At 33.2% G+C, this 22,054-nt stretch carries 21 protein-coding genes; 11 read left to right on the forward strand and 10 right to left on the reverse strand.

From position 1 onward, the window contains the following. Nucleotides 1–85: 85 nt before the first annotated feature. Complete coding sequence (locus ACKC83_RS13510; RefSeq protein WP_414035075.1) at nt 86–358, forward strand: winged helix-turn-helix transcriptional regulator; 273 nt, start codon at nt 86–88, stop codon at nt 356–358. A 1-nt stretch (nt 359) separates the two neighbouring features. Here the strand turns inward: ACKC83_RS13510 and ACKC83_RS13515 are convergent, their stop codons facing one another. From ACKC83_RS13515 to ACKC83_RS13540, 6 genes are all read right to left on the reverse strand, one after another. After that, nucleotides 360–1,772: an FAD-dependent oxidoreductase gene (locus ACKC83_RS13515; protein ID WP_434037784.1), complete on the reverse strand. Its 1,413-nt coding sequence runs from the start codon at nt 1,770–1,772 to the stop codon at nt 360–362. A 337-nt stretch (nt 1,773–2,109) separates the two neighbouring features. Beyond that, a complete protein-coding gene (locus ACKC83_RS13520; protein ID WP_434035917.1) occupies nt 2,110–3,906 on the reverse strand; it encodes an AMP-dependent synthetase/ligase in 1,797 nt (598 codons plus the stop codon). Nucleotides 3,907–4,162: 256 nt separating this feature from the next. Further along, on the reverse strand, nt 4,163–4,861 hold the full coding sequence (locus ACKC83_RS13525; protein ID WP_434035918.1) for an SCO family protein: 699 nt from the start codon (nt 4,859–4,861) through the stop codon (nt 4,163–4,165). Then, complete coding sequence (locus ACKC83_RS13530; protein WP_434035919.1) at nt 4,830–5,447, reverse strand: toxin-antitoxin system YwqK family antitoxin; 618 nt, start codon at nt 5,445–5,447, stop codon at nt 4,830–4,832. Before ACKC83_RS13530 ends, ACKC83_RS13525 begins: the two co-directional genes overlap by 32 nt. A gap of 3 nt (nt 5,448–5,450) precedes the next feature. Further along, nucleotides 5,451–6,251 carry a YHYH protein gene (locus ACKC83_RS13535; protein ID WP_434035920.1) on the reverse strand — a complete coding sequence of 267 codons (801 nt, stop codon included), beginning with the start codon at nt 6,249–6,251 and terminating at the stop codon, nt 5,451–5,453. 283 nt (nt 6,252–6,534) lie between these two features. Then, on the reverse strand, nt 6,535–7,455 hold the full coding sequence (locus ACKC83_RS13540; protein ID WP_434035921.1) for a septum formation inhibitor Maf: 921 nt from the start codon (nt 7,453–7,455) through the stop codon (nt 6,535–6,537). Nucleotides 7,456–7,892: 437 nt separating this feature from the next. Here ACKC83_RS13540 and ACKC83_RS13545 point away from each other — a divergent pair, with 437 nt between their 5' ends. The 5 genes from ACKC83_RS13545 (at nt 7,893) to ACKC83_RS13565 (ending at nt 16,618) form a co-directional block, all read left to right on the forward strand. After that, complete coding sequence (locus ACKC83_RS13545) at nt 7,893–8,267, forward strand: DUF134 domain-containing protein (protein ID WP_434035922.1); 375 nt, start codon at nt 7,893–7,895, stop codon at nt 8,265–8,267. Nucleotides 8,268–8,407: 140 nt separating this feature from the next. Then, a complete protein-coding gene (locus tag ACKC83_RS13550; RefSeq protein WP_434035923.1) occupies nt 8,408–10,480 on the forward strand; it encodes a hypothetical protein in 2,073 nt (690 codons plus the stop codon). Between the two features lie 518 nt (nt 10,481–10,998). After that, a complete protein-coding gene (locus ACKC83_RS13555) occupies nt 10,999–13,524 on the forward strand; it encodes an alkaline phosphatase D family protein (protein WP_434035924.1) in 2,526 nt (841 codons plus the stop codon). A gap of 219 nt (nt 13,525–13,743) precedes the next feature. Further along, nucleotides 13,744–15,216 carry a potassium/proton antiporter gene (locus ACKC83_RS13560; RefSeq protein WP_434035925.1) on the forward strand — a complete coding sequence of 491 codons (1,473 nt, stop codon included), beginning with the start codon at nt 13,744–13,746 and terminating at the stop codon, nt 15,214–15,216. 91 nt (nt 15,217–15,307) lie between these two features. After that, nucleotides 15,308–16,618 (forward strand): leucine-rich repeat-containing protein kinase family protein, encoded by a 1,311-nt coding sequence (locus tag ACKC83_RS13565; RefSeq protein ID WP_434035926.1) that lies wholly within the window; start codon nt 15,308–15,310, stop codon nt 16,616–16,618. Nucleotides 16,619–16,795: 177 nt separating this feature from the next. On the opposite strand, the gene ACKC83_RS13570 is transcribed toward ACKC83_RS13565, so the two are convergent. Together ACKC83_RS13570 and ACKC83_RS13575 are read right to left on the reverse strand one after the other, a co-directional pair. Then, a complete protein-coding gene (locus tag ACKC83_RS13570; RefSeq protein ID WP_434035927.1) occupies nt 16,796–17,119 on the reverse strand; it encodes a CCC motif membrane protein in 324 nt (107 codons plus the stop codon). Between the two features lie 4 nt (nt 17,120–17,123). Beyond that, nucleotides 17,124–17,420 carry a DUF2752 domain-containing protein gene (locus ACKC83_RS13575; RefSeq protein ID WP_434035928.1) on the reverse strand — a complete coding sequence of 99 codons (297 nt, stop codon included), beginning with the start codon at nt 17,418–17,420 and terminating at the stop codon, nt 17,124–17,126. 110 nt (nt 17,421–17,530) lie between these two features. Between ACKC83_RS13575 and ACKC83_RS13580 the strand changes: the two genes are divergently transcribed. Genes ACKC83_RS13580 through ACKC83_RS13590 form a run of 3 tightly spaced genes read left to right on the forward strand, consistent with a single transcriptional unit; the run spans nt 17,531 to nt 18,765 of the window. After that, the gene (locus ACKC83_RS13580) at nt 17,531–17,731 is read left to right on the forward strand and encodes a hypothetical protein (RefSeq protein WP_414034380.1); all 201 of its coding nucleotides are present in this window, start codon (nt 17,531–17,533) and stop codon (nt 17,729–17,731) included. Between the two features lies 1 nt (nt 17,732). Continuing rightward, nucleotides 17,733–18,290 carry a Smr/MutS family protein gene (locus ACKC83_RS13585; RefSeq protein ID WP_434035929.1) on the forward strand — a complete coding sequence of 186 codons (558 nt, stop codon included), beginning with the start codon at nt 17,733–17,735 and terminating at the stop codon, nt 18,288–18,290. Between the two features lie 25 nt (nt 18,291–18,315). Next, nucleotides 18,316–18,765, forward strand: coding sequence for a hypothetical protein (locus ACKC83_RS13590; protein ID WP_434035930.1), 450 nt, complete (start codon nt 18,316–18,318; stop codon nt 18,763–18,765). Between the two features lie 129 nt (nt 18,766–18,894). Here the strand turns inward: ACKC83_RS13590 and ACKC83_RS13595 are convergent, their stop codons facing one another. Further along, entirely contained in the window at nt 18,895–20,352 is a 1,458-nt protein-coding gene (locus ACKC83_RS13595) for a TonB-dependent receptor (protein WP_414034383.1), read from the reverse strand. Nucleotides 20,353–20,446: 94 nt separating this feature from the next. Between ACKC83_RS13595 and ACKC83_RS13600 the strand changes: the two genes are divergently transcribed. After that, nucleotides 20,447–21,211 carry an MBL fold metallo-hydrolase gene (locus ACKC83_RS13600; RefSeq protein WP_434035931.1) on the forward strand — a complete coding sequence of 255 codons (765 nt, stop codon included), beginning with the start codon at nt 20,447–20,449 and terminating at the stop codon, nt 21,209–21,211. Beyond that, nucleotides 21,208–21,705 (forward strand): hydrolase, encoded by a 498-nt coding sequence (locus ACKC83_RS13605; protein ID WP_434035932.1) that lies wholly within the window; start codon nt 21,208–21,210, stop codon nt 21,703–21,705. Before ACKC83_RS13600 ends, ACKC83_RS13605 begins: the two co-directional genes overlap by 4 nt. Nucleotides 21,706–21,838: 133 nt before the next feature. Here the strand turns inward: ACKC83_RS13605 and ACKC83_RS13610 are convergent, their stop codons facing one another. Further along, nucleotides 21,839–22,036 (reverse strand): hypothetical protein, encoded by a 198-nt coding sequence (locus ACKC83_RS13610; RefSeq protein ID WP_434035933.1) that lies wholly within the window; start codon nt 22,034–22,036, stop codon nt 21,839–21,841. Nucleotides 22,037–22,054: the final 18 nt, after the last annotated feature.

Consider the following 22,054-nt stretch of genomic DNA (forward strand, 5'->3'; position numbering starts at 1 on the left):
TTACCTAAGTGAGTAAAATAATAATTATCAGTAATATAAAATTTTGATTTTGAAGAAAGAAATTAAATGTCCGCTTAATTATACGATGAATTTAATAGGAACCAAATGGAAACCTCTCATTTTATTCCATTTATTAGAAGGCGGATTACGTTCGGGAATTTTACAAAAACATATTGAAGGTATTTCTAACAAAATGTTTACTCAAACCGTTCGTGAATTAGAAAAAGACGGTCTTGTAGAAAGAACTGTATTTCCTGTGGTGCCACCGCATGTAGAGTATAAATTAACGGCTAGAGGCTTGTCTCTTGAGGCTATTTTAAGAGGTTTAGATGCCTGGGGTTTACAGGACTCCAAATAGTTTAAGGTTTTAGCGCACTTCCTCTTGGAGCATCCCCTTTTTTAAGTACAATGTCTGAATGTAAAAACTGTGCCGCTGCAGCCGAATCTTTAACTTTAGAAGCACTTCGGGATAACATTTCTGTTTCAAATGGGGTTAGTATTTGTTTTCGGAGGCCTTCAGTTTTCCATGTACCTGAAGACAGACAACTCTTTGTAATACTTCTGGCTAGAGATAATGCATCCAATAAAGCTTGATTAGCTCCTTGTCCTTTAAAAGGACTCATAGGATGGGCAGCGTCTCCCAAAAGGGTGATTTGATGCTCTTGTGCTAATTCTTCAGTCGTAAGTAATTTACGGTCGTATACCGGATAACCAGAAATCTGAGAGTCGTGGGTGGCTTCCATAATCTCAGGAATAGGGGCGTGCCAAAGTGTTCTTTTACAAGCTTCTATTTTAAGGGCTTTAGATCCTTGCGAGCTTAATGCTTTGGCATCGGATTCTGACATAGGGAAACTGAGTTGCCACATGATAGAATCTGGAGAAAATGGCATCATATAAATGCGTTCGTTACCATTTGCTGTTTGAAATACAGTGGCAGAATCTAATAAATCACTTTCAATATGTTTAAACTTTTCTAAAGGACAAATCCCTAAAATAACGATACAATTTAGATAGCGTAATGGAGAATGAGCTTCGCCAATAAGGAGTTCACGTACTGTGCTTCTGATGCCATCTGCGCCAACAACCAAATCTGCAGTAGTTGTTATTATATGGTCGTCGACCTGAAATTTAAGTTCGGTTTTTTGACCTTCAGTTATATTATAATCTATTAATTTATGTCCCCATTGCACGGTATCTTGATTCGAAAGCTGGTTTAGAAGTGCTAATCGGAGCGATTGTCTAGGAATATGAATATTAGTTTTCTTTCCAGTGGTTTGTGATTCTGATTGCATCCATTTTCTGAAGCCCCATTCGCCAATCACAGTACCATTGGTAGTGTGTACAACATGGCGTGTGGATACTATACCTGCTTCTAATTCTAATATTCCAAATCCCGACATCGCTTTGCTGGCTTGTTGTAATGTTAAACCATAGCCTTGAGATCGAGCATTAAAATCTGAATCGCGCTCAAAGAGAGTAAAAGGTATGTGTCTGTGTAAACAGGCTACAGCTAAAGCTACGCCTCCAATGCCTGCGCCAATTATAGCGACATGCGGATATTTATCTGTATCGGGAATAGGTTGGTATGTATTAGGAAGTATTCCAGATCCATGACATGACGTGCAAGGATAATAACTGGTTTGTAGAGGTTTAGGTGGTTTTTCCTGATGTGTTGATTTATTAAATGCGTCTAATGCATTTTGATATCGAATTCGATCTTTTTTGCGGATTCTACGCTTTTTTTTTCCAAGTCCTTGGCAATCCAAGCACATGGTCCAACACGATTTATTTTGTTCTGTTGTTTTCAATACGGATTCTTAAATAACAATATTACAATAACCCTTGGTTTTGGCTAAAATGGAAACCCTATTTTTTGCTATAAATTTTGAACATTCGTATTAGCAATATATACGGAGCTCTAAATTACTTCCTTAGTTTGGGCTTTAAAAATAAATTCATTGTTTTCTAAGTGAGTAGGGAAGTGGATGTTCTAGAAGCATTTTGGCGACTTTTAAGTTGTCGCCAAGCTTCGTGAATTTTGACCATTTTTAACTGGTTTTATATTTAGAGTACCGAAAAATAATTATGAAAGACGATTAAACTGCAGTTTTAATCCGAATACATTTTATCGATAAGCTCTTTGTATTTGTTATGGATTACCTTTCGTTTTAATTTTAAAGTCGCTGTAATTTCTCCAGCTTCTATACTAAACTCTTTAGGTAACAAGGTGAACTTTTTAATTTTTTCAAATTTTGAAAATTCTTTCTGAAGTTCTTCGAAACGTTTCTCAAAAAGATCTATAATCTGATTATCTAAAATAAGGTCTTCAGCATTTTTAAAGCTAATCTTGTGTTCTAATGCGTATTTTTTTAAATTTTCAAAACTAGGAACAGCCAATGCTGTTACATATTTTTGCTGGTCTCCAATCACTGCAATTTGTTCTATAAACGAATCTGTAATTAAGGCATTTTCTAGTTTTTGAGGTGCTATATATTTACCACCAGACGTTTTCATTAAATCCTTAATTCTGTCTGTAATAATTAAGTTTCCTTTTTCGTCTATTTTACCGGCATCTCCAGTTTTAAACCAACCATTTTCAAAAACTTCGGCTGTAGCTTCTGGTTTCTTATAATAGCCTTTCATAACTCCAGGACCTTTTACTAACACTTCGTTATTGTGACCAATTTTAATTTGAGATCCTTCTATGGGTTTTCCTGCCGAATTAAATTCGAAGTGGGTATCTCCAAATAACGTCACGGTTGCAGTTGTTTCTGTTAAACCGTAGCCACATTTTATATTTAAACCAAACGAATGGAAAAACGATACCATTTCTGGAGCTAAAGGCGCACCGCCACAAGGCATAAATTTTATACGTCCGCCAAATACATCTCGTAATTTACTTAGTACTAATTTATCGGCAATTTTATATTTTAATTTAAGCGAAGTAGGGACTTTCTTTTCTAGGCGTTTGTGTTTGTTATAGTAATTATTTCCAATACCTAAAGCCCAACTTGCTAATTTCATTTTAGTAGGTGAAGCCTCTTTCCTTTTATCTTGGATGGCCGCAAAAATCTTTTCGAATATGCGGGGAACTGTACACATTAAAGTAGGTTTTACTTCTTTAATAACATCTACAATTTTTTTAGGATCTTGGTTAAAGTAGACTTCAATTCCTTTTTTCAAACAGAAAAATACCCAACTACGTTCGTAAATATGACTTAAAGGAAGAAAACTTAGCGAGACATCTTTTTCTGAAACGTCTAACTCGTAATCATGTCCAACTAAAGATCCGCCAAAATTGGTGTAATCTAACATAACACCTTTTGGTTCTCCTGTAGTTCCAGAGGTATAAATAATACTTGCTATATCTTCGTAGTCACACTCGTAATACCTTTTTTGAAGTTCGGTATCAATCGCTTCAGAAGGTTCAAAATCGATGAAATCTTCTAAATAAATAGAGTTTCCTGTTGGTTGAAGTTTAATGGTTTTAGTTAAAGCAACTATTTGTTTTAAATAGCTAGAGCTTTCAAGAAGTTCGTAGGCTTTATCATATTCATTCTGGTCTCCTGCAAAAAGTAAACTTACCTCGGCATCGTTTACGACATATTCAACTTCTTTTTTAGAATTTGTAGCATAAATGGGTATAGTCACAGCTCTAACTCGCATTATTGCGCAATCTGCAATAACCCAATTAGGCATGTTTTCGGAGAAAATTGCGATGTTTTGTTGCTCTGTAATACCGTAATTTAATAGGGCTTTAGATAAGATTTCTATTCGAGACTCAAAATCTAACCAAGATATGCCTTCCCATGTATTACGCGTATTGTCCTTAAAATAAACCGCATTTTTATTTTTAAAACGCTGACTATTTTCTTTTATCTCTTCTACTAAGTGTTTATAATTCATTACACTGTTATTGGTTCCAATATTAACCTAGAATTTTGCCTAAATTAAAGCAAACAAAGTTACGAATAATTGTACGGTTATTCCTTAAATAGAAAATTTTAGATGATAATAGGTATTCAATAGTATTTATTCTGAAGTGTTATAGTTAATACTATTTAGAAAATAAGAAAACGCTAAAACTAGAGTTTTAGCGTTTTCTTATAGAATATTAAGTTTTTATTTTATTTACAACATAGAAACGGTACATACTTTACTATTATAATTGCTCTGTTTTTAATGCTTTAATATCAGTTATTAATTGCGCTATAGAAGCTCTGTTTAAGCCATTATAAATACCTCTAATATGTTTGTTTTTATCAATGAGTAAAAAGTTTTCGGTATGAAGAAAATCGTCTAAACTTTTTGGTACACCCAAGTCGTTTTCTACAAAATACTGATTTCTGCCTAGGTCGTAAATTTCTTTTTTATCGCCGGTTACTAAATGCCATTTGTTATTAATAACATTATGAGATTTAGCGTATGCTTTTAAAACTGGAACAGAATCTGTTGAAGGCATTACTGAATGAGAGAGCATAAGAACATCAGGATCATCTTTAAATTCGTCCTGAACTTTTAGCATGCTTTCGGCTAATTGCGGACAAATTCCAGGGCAAATAGTAAAGAAAAAATCGGTTACATATATTTTATCCTCGAATGTCTTTTGGGTAATTGTATCACCTAACTGATTCACTAATTTAAAATCTGGAATTTTGTGAAATGTCTGTTCTTCTTCAGAGCCTGGAGTGATCCAATTGGGGGTGAAAGATTCATCTTCGTAATATGGAAGGTAATCGACTCTGCTCGTTTCTACAGTTATAGTCTCTTCCTTTTTTTGATCAGTTTTACAGCTGGTACTAAATACTAGGAGTAGGCCTAATAAAGGTCTATAATTTTTTATCTTTTTTAATAACTTCATTTTCTAGTTTATAACATGAATTCGCTCTTTTCATACCAAAAATTCGTCCGTTTTTGGCTTCATAATTTACATATAAGGTTCCGTTTTTTAACCAAGCCTTTTGTAATCCGTTCTCTTTTCCATTAACAAGTTGTCTGTGTTTTGCCAATTGCCCTGTAGGATACCATTCTTTTTCAGAACCCTGTTTTACGCCATTTTCGTAATAGGTTTGCGAAGACAGAACACTGTTATCCCACCACGTTTTATACGTGCCGTCTAAACGGTTGTGTTTGTAAAATAATTCAACTCTAAGTATACCTTTGTCGGACCATCTTCTAGCTATGCCCTCTCTTTTTCCGTTTACAAATCCTATTTTTTCTGCCAATGTATCGTTAGAATGATAGGCTACTGAATAACCAAAATAGGGTTTGTCTTTATAATACCATCGGCCTTCCACTTGATTTAAAACTAAATCTGATTTTAAAACTTCTATGCTGTTAATGTCTAAAGAAGCATCGGTAGAAATCTCTTTTTTATTGGCTGTTTTGGTATTACAGCCAGTAAAAAAGAATAAAGAGAACACAGCTATAAAATAATATGTTTTCATGAATTAATAACCTTGAAACGGACCTGCAAAAGCTAAATACGATCCTGTAGTCGAGTATATTTCGTTAATAATATGGTAATGGTATTCTTCTGCGCCATCGGTGTATTGCGTTGCAGTTGTATGTCCTCCAGACGCGTCTAAATCTGTTGGATACGTGCCTGTAGAAAAACATTTTCTACCGTATAGAAAGACACCGTCTAATAGAATTCCAGCTAAGCTATCGTCATCATCTGTAAATGCTACAGGTTCTAAATGATAATGATAAACGCCTGGGCCAATATGAGCCCCGGTCCAATCTAAACTAGCAGCGGCCTGATCTAAAGCACCACCACCTTCTTGGTCGTTAAATATTGAAGCACCACTAACTGCGATACCTATGGTGTTTAATTCTGTATCTACTGTATTTCCGGTTAAATCAGGAGTCGCATCTACGGTAATTGTTACGGCATTGTTATTACTAGACATAATTGACGGCGTGGTGGCTACATCAGATTCTTCTCTGTATAATTCATTGCCTTCTCCCCAGTATACGGTTTCGTGATCTGGTAAACCTGTAGTTTCTATGACCACTTTCGATCCGTCCAAATAAATAGTGGTAGCTTCGGTATTAAATGCTTCAAAGGCAGCGTGTAATTCTGTGACAGTATCATCATCATCATCATCATCATCATTATCATCCCCCTGATTTGTGGTGTCGTCGGTAGAACTTGAGTCACTACTCGTAGAAGATTCATCACTAGAGCAACCTATAAATAAAGAAATTGCCAAAGTTGTGAATACTAATGTTCTGATTGTTTTTTTCATTTTTTTGTGTTTTTCTTGATTGTTAATTGAATCGATTTAAAATAATCTCAGTTTGTAGGATAAAACTAAAGATTACAAACACATGAATTTGTTGCAATCAATTAATGGGGGTGACTTTTAAGTAAACGGGCAATTGTATTCAGCCAATAAGATTTGACTATTTTTTAAATGCGTTGTTTTTAGAACTAAAATGGTTTCAAATTAAATATGGAAACTGTTAATTTCTTGTAATAGCAGAGAGGGGTGTATATGGAAATAATCCCATTAAAAATAAAAACAATTACTATTTTACCAATTTAAGAGCATCGCGTTGTGCTTCGTCTGCTACACTTTTCTGATTCCAATAAGGTTCGTGCAAGCTAGATTTTAGGGTTGCCGTAGTAATTAAGTCATCTCCATTATCTTCTGTCCATTTCATAATTTTATAAGGAAAAGTATTTTCTACATCAATAGTTAATGTGCGCTCTATCGTGGTATATGTAATAGTATATTGTAGTGTGTTTGCTATAGTTTTCTTACTAATAGTAGCTGTTTCAGGTTGCATATTTTTATGAGAAAAACGACTGTAAATAGTCGACGGAATTAAAGATGTTTCACCTAAAGCTAACGCTCCATTGTTAATACGAATACGTGTCATTAAATCTTCCTCTAATAAGGTCGCTTTCAATGTTTTTTCTTCATCTCCATCCGATTCAAGATAAGAGAATTGCTTAAATTGGTAGTTGTCACCATCAAGATTGAGTTGTGTATAGGTTTGTCCGCACCATTCCTGGATGCTGGTAGTAGATTTTAAAGTTAAGGGATGGTTTTTAGAATCGATAGGCGTGAAGGTGGAAGTTAGTATAGAATAATCGTAAATACCTGTATTAAATTTACGGACATTATTCAGTTTCATAACAGAAACTTTATCTTCTCCTGCCTCTTTAGGCCGATCTAACTTTACTTGTTTGCTTAAGGAGAACGGTTCTGTAACAAAAACTAAAACCACTTCGGCATCCCTCATTTCGCCATATCTGGACTGTTTTACATCATAACTACTAATTTCTGCCTTGCCAGAATACCAATACGAATTAAAGTTTTGTGGTGTAGGATTTTCTTCTTTCTGTGTTATAACTGCTTGAGCAATGGGGGCTTTTTTTTCTCCCGATTCACATGCTAAAAATGAAAAAATAATGGCAAAAAGTAAGCTGCTTTTAATAGTCATACATCGAGATTTTAAATTTAGAATAAGAGTATAGATATAATAGTCTTGAAAAAAGTCCTTTCCTAACTCAGTATAAAGATAAAAAAACAATCAGTCTCAATTAAATTGAAATCTAATTTTAATCGATGTTATAATAATAATATATTCATTTTGTTCCATGTTTGGAAATTATTAAAGGACGTGTAATGTTGTTTTTAATCCATTTTTAGCGGGTATGGTCCAAGGTTATCTATTTAAGACTATACAAACTTTATTATTTAATCTTTAAAATATAATTAAGAATAAATTGTATGTAATTGGTTTACAAAGCATAAGGTTTTGTTGGAGGGAAATTCATCTAATAATGATGTAAAATAAATATATATCTTATTTAATTTTATTAGTAAAATTCTTTAGATGTGAACGCAAGTTCATTATTTTTGCCAAAATTTTAATAAATGCCACGTCGAAGAAAAATAAGAAAAGTCGATTCTCCTCCAAAGATGAAGGGCTTTAAGCCTTTCGGAATACTTGGAAACGACAATGAGCATATTTTAATGCAATATGAGGAATATGAAACCATAAAATTGGTGATTCATGACGATCTTTCGCAAGACGATGCTTCAACTAGAATGGAAATTTCGAGACCTACACTAACTCGAATTTATAATTCTGCGTTAAAAAAAATAGGACGCGCCTTTGTTGAAGGAAAGTCTATTATATTTGAGGGTGGTGAATATGAATTCAATACAGTCGATTTAAAATGCGATACATGTTTTGGAGACATGTCTCATACCGAAAATGGAACTATGTGTAAGGATTGCAAGTCTTAATGTATAGACTTTTAAATACATTTAAATGAATATAATTTGTTTAAATAAACTTAAAATATTAATTATTAACTGATTATTTACGCCGTAAAAAATCGCGATTGAAGATAGCGTTCACAGGAACGTTTTTAATTTAACTACCTATGCTGAATAATTTACCTATTGAGGATCAATATAAAAGAACTCATTTGTTTGAAAAAGAGAATGTAAATGATCTTGTTCACGTTTTAAAACGTTTTAATACAGTTCCTAAACTCAATAACATCCACATTATTACGTCCGAAAAGGAACCTAGAATATTTAAAATTATACCCAATAAGGCCATTGTAATTGGTTCGTTATATTTAAGAAAGCCGGTTCTAGCTTTAGTTTATTTAAGATATGGTATTGAATGGCAATTGTGGTACAAAGCGTTAAATGATAAAGAAGAGGATACGGTATTATGCGATATCGCGGCCTTTGAAGTGACTAGAATTTTCTATGAGTTATTACCAAAAGAAGATAAAGAAAAACTGGAAATATCGGGTTATACGTTACTGGATTTAATTAAAAGTGATGCCGATTATAGTCCAGAATCATTATTAGCTAACGAAGAGTTACAGGGATTTCATGGTATTGATAACTCCAATAAAGCATTTCAAGAATCTTGGAAACCAATAGTCGAAAATCTTGCTAAACCAACCGAGTATCTATTGATGTCTGGTGGAGATCTTAGATTAAATATAGACGAAATTGATTTATTAAATAAATATGGGTGTCGCCCATTTCCAAGACCAGATGCATTTACTTTTGCGTCTTCTACAGCGACAAGCGTTTCTAACTTTGCTTTCGATAAAGCGGCAAAAGTAAGAAGCATTTTAATTAAAGATAGTTTAAAAAATGGTTTTAAGGACACGACGATGTCTTATGCAGAATCTTTAAAAAACAATCTTAAAAATTTGTTTGAATTAAATGATGAGTGCCAAATTATCTTTTCACCATCAGGAACAGATTCTTCGTTGCAAGTAGCAGCAATCACCCAAATTATTACAGAAAAAGAAATTACCCATGTTTTAATTGCATCGGATGAAACAGGAAGTGGTGTCGCTGGCGCTTTAAATGGATGTCATTTTGAGAATACTACGGCATTAAATTACCCTGTTAAAAAAGGTGATAAAATTGAAGGTTTCAGACCTGTAGATATCATTAAAATCCCGTTTAGAGATGAAAGTGGAAAGTTAAAATCTGCAGATCAATTAGATAAAGAAGTATTTAATGTTATTTCGGAAACTAATAAACAAGGTAAACAAGTGGTGTTGCATGTTATGGATCACTCAAAACTAGGATATCAATCGCCTAGTGAAGAGATGATGCAGAAATTAAATAAATCGGAAGATTTGGCATTACAAATAGTTGTAGATGCGGCACAATTACGATTAGATCCTACCGATATTCAAAATTATTTAAATAATGATTATATCGTTTCTATTACAGGAAGTAAATACTTTACAGGACCTCCGTATGCAGGAGCTTTAATTATTCCAGAGCACATTGGTAAACAAATTGAATCTGCGAAAATCCCATTACCTTCTAGTTTAAATCAGTATTATAATCGTTCAGATTGGCCAGCAGCTTGGTCGTGTTCTAAAAACCTGTCAGATGGCTTTAATTATGGCTCTTACATGCGTTGGAATGCGGCTATAGTAGAAATGGATAGATATTACAAAACGCCAATTTTATATCGCAACTTAGGAATAGAGATGTTCTGTAATTTTGTAGAGGACTCTATTAAAGATGCACCATTTTTAGAACAGTTATATAGTGACTTAACAAAAACGGACAGTACCACGGTTCATGAATTTGGGATTAGAAACATCCGTACCATCTTTCCATTTTTTATCATAAAAGATAACGAAGCCTTATCGGTGGAAAACGTTAAAAAATTATATAAATTATTAAACTCAGACATTTCAGAGCAGTTTGAAGGGTATCCTTTAGAAACGGTTAGGTTAGCGGCTCAAAGATGTCATATCGGACAAGCTGTAAATGTAAAATATGGTAACGATCTTCAAAGTGCCATTCTAAGAATTAGTTTAGGAGCTAGAGTGATTTCAGAAAGTTGGGTTAATAGAGATATAAGTATCTATTTTAGAAATATAGAAGCTCAAATGAATCAAGTCATTGTTATTATAAGAAAAATAGAATTAATACTTAATACGCCTGATTTACTGGATTAGAGTTATTAAGTTAAACGGATTAAAAAACACACAAGAAGAAGCATTTTAATGGTTCTTCTTGTGTGTTTTTTTTTGCTTATTTTTTATCTGATTTTAGTTATAATAATCGTTTTCAAGCGGACTTTCGTTTTATCCTAGTTTATTGTTTAGTGATAGAACAAAGGAAAAAGACACTTTACTTGGTTTTATCAAGGCTATTTTAATCTTTGTTTCGAAATACATAAAAAACCTCACTCATTTTATAAAAACTACATTCTATTAAGTTAAATGATGATGATTTCACTATAAATTTTCAACTTATTTAAACTTTTTATTTTATAGGATTTTAATGCGGAAAGTCGTTATTTTTATTAAAATATTTAAATCCAAGAAGTATCATCTATTTTCCTCAAAATTTAAAAATGGTATTGAAGAGATTAAAATTAACATGTTCAAAGTAATTCTTTTGGTGAAATACTTGAATAATATAAAGAAAAATTAAGGATTCCTAACAGTCTTAGCTTAATAGTTGATTTAATATGGTTTTAAAAAGAAGAAAGTTTATTAAAAATTTAAGTTTAGCAGTTCCTATGCTCGCTATTCCTTTTCAAAGTGTTTTTGCAAAAGAGTCTTGGTTTAATTTTGAAAATAAAAATACAAAAGTACTTTCATTCGAACATGATTTTAGTAAAGTTAACGATCGGATTTGGATTGGCAATTCTTTTTGGAGTGTACCTATGGAAGATTGGGAAATAAAGAATAAGCGCCTGGAGTTTTCTGGAATTATGAAAATGGCTCGTCTTCACCTTTTAACACATACACTTAATAAAGATGAAGGACAGTTTGCGATGACATGCGAAATGGGACTTCTTAATAAAAATGAAAATATCGGTTCTGCTGGTTTCTCTGTAGGAATTAAAGACGATACTGACCCTGAAAGTATAAAAGCTGCCTGTTATTTTGGGAAAGGGATCTCAATGGGAGTTTCTTTAGATGGGAAACTTTTTGTGGCAGAAAAAACAGTTCAATTACCTGCTGGTTTCGATTATCAAAAATTTGTATTGCATTTAGAGGTGTCTTCAGAAGTCAACAAAAGTGAAATTTTACTTAAAGTGACCGATCAAAGTGGAAATAAAGCAGAGGTAAATTATACCCATAACGGAGATATTCATGGTTTGGTTGCCTTGGAAAATAACTGTAATGAAAAAAATGGTAGCACTTTTTGGTATAATGCTTTAAAATTACAAGGAAATAAATTACAACATGTCCCAGATAATAGTTTTGGTCCTATTCTTTGGGCTATGTATACGCTTTCTAGAGGGACTTTAAAATTAAGCGTACAATTACCTCCAATAGGAATTAAGGATTCGCAAAAAATCGAGTTACAACTAAGTAAAAATGGGAAATGGAAAAAGGAAGCAGTAAGTACAATTGATTCTGCTTCTTATTCGGCGCTTTTTACTTTAACTAATTGGGATGCTAATCAGGACATTCCTTATCGTTTGGTTTATACTATTGATGGAGAGTTGGATAATTATACAGGTGTTTTTAGGAAAGAGCCATTAGACCGTGCTTTACTATTTGGAGGTCTCACTTGTCAGCAATGGCAAGGTTTTCCATACCGACCTTTGGTTGAGAATCTTGAAAAATCTAATCCTGATATGTTATATTTCTCAGGAGATCAGATTTACGAGGAAAATGGTGGTTACTTTATAAAGAGAGAACCTGAAGATAAGGCGATTCTTAGTTATTTAGGAAAATGGTATATGTTTGGTTGGGCATTTGGTAACGTTATGAGAGATCGACCAACCGTATGTACGCCGGACGATCACGATGTGTTTCAAGGTAACCTTTGGGGAGATGGAGGAGCTTCTATTTCTTTTGAAAAATGGAAAACTGATGGAGATGCCAATGGAGGTTTTGTACAAACGCCAAAGATGATAAATGTGGTTAATAAAACCCAGTGTGGGCATTTGCCAATGGTTAGTAATCAGGAGGTTTTGCCTTCAGGTATTACCACTTGGTATAGCCATTTAGTGTATGGTAGAATAAGTTTTGCTATTGTTAGCGACCGTGCTTTTAAATCCGGTCCAGAAAAAATAAGACCGGGTAAAGGACGAATCGACCATATTACCGAACGTTTAAAACCAAATGAATTGGAATCGGAGACGTTGAATTTCATGGGACAGTCTCAATTAAATTTTCTTGAGCATTGGACAACAGATTGGGAAGGTGCAGATATGAAAATAATGCTTAGCCAAACCCTTTTTGCAAATGTAGGGACGCATCATGGCGGACAAAAACAATTTTTGTACGGTGATATGGATTCTGGAGGCTGGCCAAAATCGCAACGTGATGCTGTTTTAAGGGTAGTGCGAAAAGCGTGTACATTTCATATTAATGGGGACCAACATTTACCATTTATGGTGCAATACGGTATAGAAAAGGCTAGAGATGCAGGATGGACTTTTTGTACTCCAGCGATTTCTACAGGTTATGCCAGATGGGGACAACCAGATTTGGTAAATAATCCGTGCGTGGATAGACCTGAGCATAATTTGCCAAATACGGGATGCTATCGAGATATCTTTGGAAATGAAAATTATATTTATGCTGTAGGAAATCCGGATGATGATTTTAATAAAGAACCAAATAGATACGTAAAATGTCAGAAAAAATCTTCAGGATACGGGTTAGTAACTTTGGATCAAAAAGAGCGGACTATAAAAATGGAAGCTATTCGATTTTTAGCAGATTTAAGTATAGATTCTGACGAAAATAGGTTTCCAGGTTGGCCTTTAACTATTAGTCAGTTTGACAATGATGGTAGAAGACCATTTGGGTATTTACCTCGTCTTACATTCGAAAAACCCAATCAAGTTATAAAAATAGTTAACCAAAATACCCAAGAACTAATACAAGCTATACGTGTTAAAGGTTATAATTATGTTCCAGAAGTTTATGAGCTAGCAAGCTATACTTTAGTTATAGGTGAAGGAGGAGAAGAAAAAACAATATACGATGTAGAAATTTCGTCAGATCCTCAAGCGGTTTTAATGGTATAAAAAGTATAGACTGTGTTAAACTTAAGTAGTATTGTTAGTATATTTAAGTGTTTATTATCAGGCAGGTAAATCGTATAAGTTAGGCTAATTAAAAATAAAATTGAATACAGTACATAAATTCTAAAAATGAAGCGAAATCTTTAAAATGTTTATGCTTTTATTTTAGAGCTACTAAATAAATAAACTAAATTTGTTTCAATAGAATAAACAAAGCAAAGCATGAATTTAACTATTGAAAACATACTTTTAATCGGTTCTCTTTTACTTTTTATAAGTATTGTAGTTGGTAAAACTTCTTACAAATTTGGGGTGCCTACTTTAATCTTATTCTTGTCTATTGGAATGTTAGCCGGTTCCGAGGGAATTGGAGGAATTCTTTTTAACGATCCTAAAATTGCTCAATTTATAGGGGTTGTATCGCTAAATTTTATTCTGTTTTCTGGAGGTTTAGATACTAATTTTAATGCTGTAAAACCCATTCTAAAAGAAGGACTTGTATTATCTACTTTAGGTGTTTTACTTACAGCAGTAACGCTTGGAGGCTTTGTTTGGTATATAACCGATTTTACCATATTCGAAAGTATGTTATTGGGATCTATTGTTTCGTCTACAGATGCGGCGGCAGTCTTTTCTATTTTGCGTTCTAAAAATTTAGCTCTAAAAGAAAATCTTAGACCGACCTTAGAGTTGGAAAGTGGAAGTAACGACCCGATGGCTTATGTGCTTACTTTAGCATTTCTATCGTTAGTTATTAATCAAGATCAGGATGTAACAACCATAATCTTTATGTTTTTTCAACAAATGATAGTTGGAGGAATTGCAGGGTTTGGATTTGGAAAATTGAGCAAATTAATCATCAATAGAATCACTTTAGATTTTGAGGGACTATATCCTGTTTTAGTAATTGCTCTTATGTTTATCACGTTTTCTGCTACCAATGCCTTTGGTGGAAACGGATTTTTAGCCATTTATATTTGCTCGGTGTATTTAGGTAATCAAGATTTAATTCATAAATCTACAATACTAAAAATGTTCGACGGTATGGCGTGGCTTATGCAAATTGTCTTATTCCTTACTTTAGGTTTATTAGTATTCCCGTCTCAAATCATCCCTTACATGGGAGTGGGATTATTGATTTCAGTATTTCTGATTCTTGTAGCCCGACCAATAAGTGTTTTTATTAGTACGATGTTCTTTAAAATGAGAATGAGAAGACGTTTTTACATCTCTTGGGTGGGTTTACGCGGGGCAGTACCTATCGTATTTGCCACCTATCCGCTTTTGGCCGGAATAGATAAGGCTAATATGATTTTTAATATTGTATTCTTTATTTCTGTAACATCCATATTAATTCAAGGAACTACACTGTCTGTATTTGCTAAGTGGTTAAATGTAGGATTGCCAGAAAAAATTAAATCGCCATCGGACGACGAGCGTTATATATTGGACTTGCCTAAATCGGGAATGGAAGAAATTTCTATTCCTAAAAATAGTTTTGCAGTAGATAAGCGGATTATAGATTTACACTTCCCGAAGTCTGCTTTTATTGTTATGATTAAACGCGATGGTAAATTTGTTCGTCCAGGAGGTTCTACAACAATAGAAGCAAACGATATTTTAGTAATTCTATTAGATAACGATAATAGCTTAGAAGAAGTGAAAACTTTATTGGCTAAAACCGAAAATGATTAATTTTATACAAACCACAAATTTTTTTTGAAATGGTGTTTTAATTGTTAATTCATGCCAATAATACTTAAGTTTGCACCCTAATATTTTGAACATGGCGCATACTTTAGAAGCATTAAAATCAGGGCAATTAAAAGGAAGTAAAACACTTAAATTAGCCTGTGGTTTAAAAACATTTCCGGAAGAAATATTAGAACTTGCCGACACTTTGGAGGTGCTAGATTTATCAGATAATCAGTTAGCCTCTATCCCAGAGTGGATTTCTCAATTTAAAAAATTAAGAATTATATTTTTTGCACGTAATGCATTCACTGAATTTCCTATTGTCTTAGCAAAATGTCCAGAATTGAACATGATTGGATTTAAAACAAATCAGATTCAAACGGTGGCCGAGCATGGGTTTCCTCCAAAATTAAATTGGTTGATTTTAACCGATAATAAAATCGAAAAATTACCTAAAAGTATTGGTGACTGTACATTACTTCAAAAATGTGCTTTGGCAGGGAATCGCATTGAAGCGTTGCCTAAAGAAATGTCTAATTGTAAAAATTTAGAACTTCTTAGGATTTCGGCAAACCGTTTAAAAGTCATTCCACAATGGTTGTTCGAGTTGCCTAAATTATCATGGATTGCTTTTAGCGGTAATCCGGGCACTTACCAATTTCAACTAGATACTAATTTGGAATCATTTCATTGGAGCGATTTCATCATAAAAGAATTGCTAGGAGAAGGTGCTTCTGGTTATATTTCAAAAGCATTGTGGACTTCTAAAGAACAAGAGGTAGCGATTAAAGTATTTAAAGGTGATGTGACTAGTGATGGATTGCCAGAAGATGAAATGAATGTTTCTATAGCCGCTGGCGCACACGAAAGTTTAATAGAGGTTTTAGGACAAATAAAATCGCATCCCGAAGAGAAAAGCGGATTAATAATGAAACTTATTTCCGCAGAATTTATCAATTTGGGGCATCCGCCAAGTATGCAAAGCTGTACTCGAGATGTTTTCGATGCACAGTCGGTATTTACGGAGGCGGAGTTATTAAAGATTGCAAAGAGTATGGCATCTGTATGTGATCAGCTACATGCTAAAGGCATTAACCATGGCGATTTTTATGCGCATAATATTCTGGTAAATCCTAATGCCGATTGTCTTTTAGGCGATTTTGGAGCCGCTACATTTTATGATAAAAATTCAATTTGGGCAGATTATATACAGCGTGTAGAAGTCCGCGCTTACGGTTGCCTAATTGAAGATATTTTGAGTCTAATCCCAGATAATTCTATTAAAAGTTCAACTCGACAGGCTTGGGAAATATTAATTTCGGATTGCTTTAACCCCAATGTAAAATCTCGACCTAGTTTCTCAGAGATATCCATGAGGTTGGGTGATGATTTATACATTTAAGATTATAATGTTCGGAGTTTTCGTTTAAATAGGGCCTGTAAAAGCTTTTTGTAAGGCAATAAAGTTATACTAAAAAAAGCTAAACAGTTTTTAGACTGCTCAGCTTTCATATTTCTATACAATCATTTGTAAGACTTAACTATTTGGGCCTAGATTGCAGATCAGTTTTTCGATTATTTAAACCTCATACCGATTCTCATTCATAATTTCTTGAATTTGCTCAATTACTATTTCCCAATCTGCTGTAGAGACGGCGTAAATGGTATATAACAAATTTAAGGCGCATATAATTAAAATAATTAATGCTACCGTTTTGGCGTCACTCATACCTTTTACGTTGTCGTAATTCTCAGGATAAAGTGCAACTTCTTTTAATTTGGTGTGTGCCATGTAAAATGCGATTCCAGCAGGGATAACACCTAAACCACCAAAGCAACAGCATAAAAGACCTAATCCGGCAAGTACATATATTGCTGTGGTTTTTAAATAAATTCTTTCCATAGTATTAATTAAGGTTAGTAGTTGATAGTTTTATAAAATAACTGGTTATAATAATAACAATATTAATAATAAATAGCCATTTTTTTATAGCTTCTTGATGCTTAAAAGTTCTAAAAATATTAACCATTATAAATACAGCTAAAATTATTAGCGTATAAATTGCTGGATACATTTTAAACGCTTCTATTAATTCACCATTAAAAATTAAGGATATAGAACGTTGTAGTCCGCAACCCAAGCAGTCGTAGCCAAATAGTTTTTTAGTAAGACATGGTAACATGTAATCTTCTATAGAAGACATATAGGTTTAATTTTTGCTTTGCAAATATAGTATTATGCATTTTATACGTAAGAAAATGAAACTACTTTATTAAAAATTGTAATTTTGATTTTTAATTCGAAATTCAAATTATGAAAACGTCTCAATCATTAAATTATATCTTAGTTGTTTTCGGAATTCTTGTGGCTATGTATGCCAAAGTAGACGATTCCGAAAATACGTATCTCCTAATTTTAGGTATATGCAGTTTGTTATATGGCGCATTTAAAATATCGCAAACCATACCGAGTAAGACAGAAAAGGAAGACGAAATTAATACAGAAGATGAATAATATGAGCTTTAAGAAAGGAGATACCATCTCGGTTTTAGATGAAGATATATCTGGCACAGTTTTAAAAGCTGAAGGCACTACAATTTCTGTGGAAACTGAGGATGGATTTGTTTTAAATTTTGAAGCTCACGAACTTATTAAAATTAAATCGGAAAAAGAATTGGAATCCGATTTGTTATTTAACAACCCTACGTCTCATGTCATTTCAGAAAAGGAAGAATATAAGCCTAGAAAATCGGTGCGTGTGAAACCTAAAGAGCGTTTTGAACCCACCATGGAAGTCGATTTACACATTCATAATCTCACCAAATCGACACGTAATATGGGGAACTACGACATGCTGACATTACAATTGGATACAGCGAAACATAAGTTAGAGTTCGCTATGAAAAATAGAATTCAAAAGGTTGTGTTTATTCATGGGGTAGGAGAAGGGGTGCTAAAAATGGAATTGGAATACCTATTTAATCACTACGATAACTTGAAGTATTACGATGCTAATTATCAAAAATATGGTGTTGGCGCTACCGAAGTTTATATTTTTCAGAATGTAAAATAATTAAACTTCCTTAAATTAATATATAATGGTTACACAAAGGTTAGTTTCTAACTTTGATACAATTTTCAGAGCAAAAGCATATTTTTTCCTTAAAAAGTCAATTTGGAAATATTTATTATTTACACTTATTATGGGATATGCTCTACCTATAAACGAGCTAAGTCCTATAAGTTCTGGTCTAATATATTTTGTTGCTGTTATGATTTTACTTTGGCCCTTGCAATATTTAAGTGCTAAACGCTTCAGTAAGTTAATTAATTTTGACGCAATAGTAGAGTTTAATGAACAGGAAATTAAGCTAAATCATAATAATAGTAACACTGTTGAAGTTAAGGATTGGAATTGGGTAAGAGTTATAGAAATAAAGAAAGAACGCATTTGGTTAGCATTAAACGAAGCTAGACCTTTTGCTATTTCGATACCCAAATCAAAATTATCTCAATCTGAAATCGAGTTTTTTAAATCTAAAAAATAAAAATACAGCCTTTAATTTTTGAGGCAGTTGCGTAAATATTTTCTGTTTCAGTTGATTGTTTTCTTAAATTAAATAAAAAAAGCGACCAATTTTTTAGTATGGTCGCTTCTTCTTATAAGATAATTTTATTTATTCTTTAATCTCTTTTACGCTGTCATCAGACACACAACTAAATAAGCATTTCTGTTTTATGAGGTTAGAAACCCCTTCAGGTAACATGGTTTCCCATCCTGGTTCGTTATTCGCAATCATTCGTAACACCTCTCTAGAAAACACAGAAAGGATGGTTTGGTCGTAATCTGCAATATCTACCACTTTACCGTTGTATTTAAAGAATTTGTACAATTCTTTCATACGTGGGTGAACTTTTAAGTTCTCACTATCTGTTAAGTGTCCGTTCTCATCCGTCATCGGATACAGATAAACACGAAGATCTTTAAAGAATAATTTTCCGAAAGCTTCCAAAATTCCACCACTTAAATGTCGGTAATATTTTTCATCGAATATATCGACTAAATTATTTACTCCCATAGCTAGTCCCATACGGTTCTTAGTATACTGAGAGAAGTATTCTACTAATTTATAATACTCTTGAAAATTAGATATTAATACCGTTTGCCCTAAAGAACATAACAGTTTTGCTCGATCTAAGAAATCTTGTTCGTCAATTTCACCTTCGGCACGTAAATTAGATAAGGTAATTTCAAAAATAACCTGGGTGTTATTCTCATCTACCTTATTCTCTTTAATAAACATTTCGTAGGACTTATGATACATATCCATGTTCACTTTCGTTACTGGTCTATAACTACCACGAAGTGCCAAAATGTTTTTCTTATAAAGAATACGAGCAGGTAAAACGTTATTTCCAGCCGGATCAAACATAACAGCATCCGTCATGCCATTTTTTACCAATTGCAAACTCATTAAACGATTGTCTACATTTTCAAAAATGGGTCCAGAGAAATTAATAGTATCAATTTCAATCTGGTCTTTATCTAAGTGATCGTATAAATAACGCAGTAATTTTTTAGGCTCATTATATTTATAGAATGCGCCATAAATTAGGTTTGTTCCTAAAACACCAAGGGTTTCTTGTTGCAGTCTGGCATCCGATTCTTTAAATCGAAGGTGCAATGAAATTTGGTTGTATTCTTGGTCTGGTTCTACTTGATATCGTATACCCACCCAACCGTGGCCTTTAAATTGTTTTGCAAAATCGATTGTTGTTACCGTATTCGCAAACGAAAAGAACATTTTATTAGGATGCTTATCTCTAGTAATTCGTTCTTCAATTAAACGAATTTCATGATCCAGCATTTTCATTAAACGCGCCTCGGTTACATATCTACCATCTTTTTCAACTCCATAAACAGCATCACTAAACGACTTATCGTAAGCAGACATGGCTTTTGCTATAGTTCCTGAAGCACCACCAGCCCTAAAGAAATGACGAACGGTTTCTTGTCCTGCACCAATTTCAGCAAACGTACCATAAATATTTTCGTTTAAATTAATTCGAAGTGCTTTCGTTTTTAGTGAAGGTATGTCATTAACTTTTCTGTCTCCTTTTAGGGTGATTTCCATGTTTAAATGTAGATTTGTATGTGTTTAACAAAGATATCAAAATAGCCTACTTAACAAAAAAATAACCATATTTTTGTACTAAATTTTTACACTTTTGAAAATCACTTTTTTAGGTACCGGAACATCGCAGGGCATCCCAATAATAGGGAGCAAACATCCTGTTTGCTTAAGTGAAGACCCTCGAGATAAACGACTTCGCGTCTCTGTTTTAATCGAATGGGATAATTATTGTTATGTCGTAGATTGTGGCCCCGATTTTAGGCAACAAATGTTAAGTAACGCTGTCGAAAAAATAGACGGTATTTTATTTACCCACGAACACTCAGATCACACCGCGGGCTTAGACGATATTCGTCCGTTTTTCTTTCGTCAAGGAGATATAGACCTGTATGCTCATCAACGGGTTTTTAAGGAATTAAAAAAACGTTTTGATTATATTTTCACTACAGAAAACAAATATCCTGGCGCACCTAGCGTAGATGCTCATGTAATTACAAACACACCTTTTAATATTGGTAATATAGAGGTGGTTCCTATAAATGGGCAACATTTTAAGTTACAAGTATTCGGATTCAGGTTTCAGGATTTTGCTTATTTAACAGATATGAAAACGGTAGAGGAAGAAGAAATTGAGAAGTTAAAAGGGGTTAAAGTTTTAGTTATTAACGCCCTTAGAAAAGAACCACATATCTCACATTTTAATTTAGATGAAGCATTAGACTTTATTAATAAAATAAAACCCGAACGTGCCTATTTAACACATATTAGTCATTTGTTGGGCTTTCACGAAACCGTTCAAAACGAATTACCAAACAACGTATTTTTAGCATACGATAATCTCCAAATTACAATACAATGAAGCAAAAAATTTTCATGTACCTGTTTATATTTTCAGTACTTCTTATTTTATTTCAATATGTAAATTCGAAAAATGTATTCGAGGATGACATACGAACTATCGAAAAGAGTAAAGCTAGGGTTGAAATGTTGACAGATTCGATAGCGGTTTTAAACGATAAGAATTTAGATTTGTCTTATTTTAATATCGAACACAATGAAGATGCCTATACTTATTTTGAAAATAAAGGTTTAGATGTCCCTGCCTTAATTCCTTTTATTAAGGACGAAATTTACAAGCAAAACGTAAAAGGAGGAAACCCTTTAATTCCTTATGCGGCCAATGAAGGCAAGTCAATGCTGATAAATTCTATTAAAATTCTTAATCATAAATGGATTATCACAGATTTTTCCGACGGTGTATTTTGGGGAGAACTACTTATTAAATACGAAGTCATTAATCAGAACGACGTAAATTTTGAAGTTATAGATTCTTTATTGTATCCGCTTCAGTAATACATTACAACGTTTTATATCATACTAAAAGTGTCTTGGACGTCATATGGCTTATGATTTTCAAGACACTTTTAATTTTAAACTATCTAATGCTTATATTCTGGATTAGTTTCTATAAATATTATTAGGTAGATTATGATTTTCCTTTGTTCAAGGATTTATAATAATCATAGAAAAAAGCAAAAGTTATAGCAGACCAAATTAGCCTATAAAGCCAAATGTTTAATTCGAAAGTTAACATTCTACCTGTTGTGGCAGAGCTTAAAAAGCTATAAACAACTTGTATTAAAGCTATAATACCTAAAACTAAAGAGAATGTTTTATTTTTCATAGTTACATTTATAATTTG

This window comes from Formosa bonchosmolovskayae, from assembly GCF_051016085.1.
GTDB lineage: Bacteria > Bacteroidota > Bacteroidia > Flavobacteriales > Flavobacteriaceae > Formosa.

Coding starts and splice junctions, on each gene's coding strand:
- ACKC83_RS13595 (WP_414034383.1), bottom strand. CDS start 20,352: ATGGAAATCACCCTAAAAGGAGACAGAAAAGTTAATGACATACCTTCA.
- ACKC83_RS13515 (WP_434037784.1), bottom strand. CDS start 1,772: ATGTGCTTGGATTGCCAAGGACTTGGAAAAAAAAAGCGTAGAATCCGC.
- ACKC83_RS13555 (WP_434035924.1), top strand. CDS start 10,999: ATGGTTTTAAAAAGAAGAAAGTTTATTAAAAATTTAAGTTTAGCAGTT.
- ACKC83_RS13540 (WP_434035921.1), bottom strand. CDS start 7,455: ATGACTATTAAAAGCAGCTTACTTTTTGCCATTATTTTTTCATTTTTA.
- ACKC83_RS13530 (WP_434035919.1), bottom strand. CDS start 5,447: ATGAAAACATATTATTTTATAGCTGTGTTCTCTTTATTCTTTTTTACT.
- ACKC83_RS13525 (WP_434035918.1), bottom strand. CDS start 4,861: ATGAAGTTATTAAAAAAGATAAAAAATTATAGACCTTTATTAGGCCTA.
- ACKC83_RS13560 (WP_434035925.1), top strand. CDS start 13,744: ATGAATTTAACTATTGAAAACATACTTTTAATCGGTTCTCTTTTACTT.
- ACKC83_RS13580 (WP_414034380.1), top strand. CDS start 17,531: ATGAAAACGTCTCAATCATTAAATTATATCTTAGTTGTTTTCGGAATT.
- ACKC83_RS13575 (WP_434035928.1), bottom strand. CDS start 17,420: ATGTCTTCTATAGAAGATTACATGTTACCATGTCTTACTAAAAAACTA.
- ACKC83_RS13510 (WP_414035075.1), top strand. CDS start 86: ATGAATTTAATAGGAACCAAATGGAAACCTCTCATTTTATTCCATTTA.
- ACKC83_RS13520 (WP_434035917.1), bottom strand. CDS start 3,906: ATGAATTATAAACACTTAGTAGAAGAGATAAAAGAAAATAGTCAGCGT.
- ACKC83_RS13610 (WP_434035933.1), bottom strand. CDS start 22,036: ATGAAAAATAAAACATTCTCTTTAGTTTTAGGTATTATAGCTTTAATA.
- ACKC83_RS13585 (WP_434035929.1), top strand. CDS start 17,733: ATGAGCTTTAAGAAAGGAGATACCATCTCGGTTTTAGATGAAGATATA.
- ACKC83_RS13590 (WP_434035930.1), top strand. CDS start 18,316: ATGGTTACACAAAGGTTAGTTTCTAACTTTGATACAATTTTCAGAGCA.
- ACKC83_RS13565 (WP_434035926.1), top strand. CDS start 15,308: ATGGCGCATACTTTAGAAGCATTAAAATCAGGGCAATTAAAAGGAAGT.
- ACKC83_RS13605 (WP_434035932.1), top strand. CDS start 21,208: ATGAAGCAAAAAATTTTCATGTACCTGTTTATATTTTCAGTACTTCTT.
- ACKC83_RS13550 (WP_434035923.1), top strand. CDS start 8,408: ATGCTGAATAATTTACCTATTGAGGATCAATATAAAAGAACTCATTTG.
- ACKC83_RS13570 (WP_434035927.1), bottom strand. CDS start 17,119: ATGGAAAGAATTTATTTAAAAACCACAGCAATATATGTACTTGCCGGA.
- ACKC83_RS13545 (WP_434035922.1), top strand. CDS start 7,893: ATGCCACGTCGAAGAAAAATAAGAAAAGTCGATTCTCCTCCAAAGATG.
- ACKC83_RS13535 (WP_434035920.1), bottom strand. CDS start 6,251: ATGAAAAAAACAATCAGAACATTAGTATTCACAACTTTGGCAATTTCT.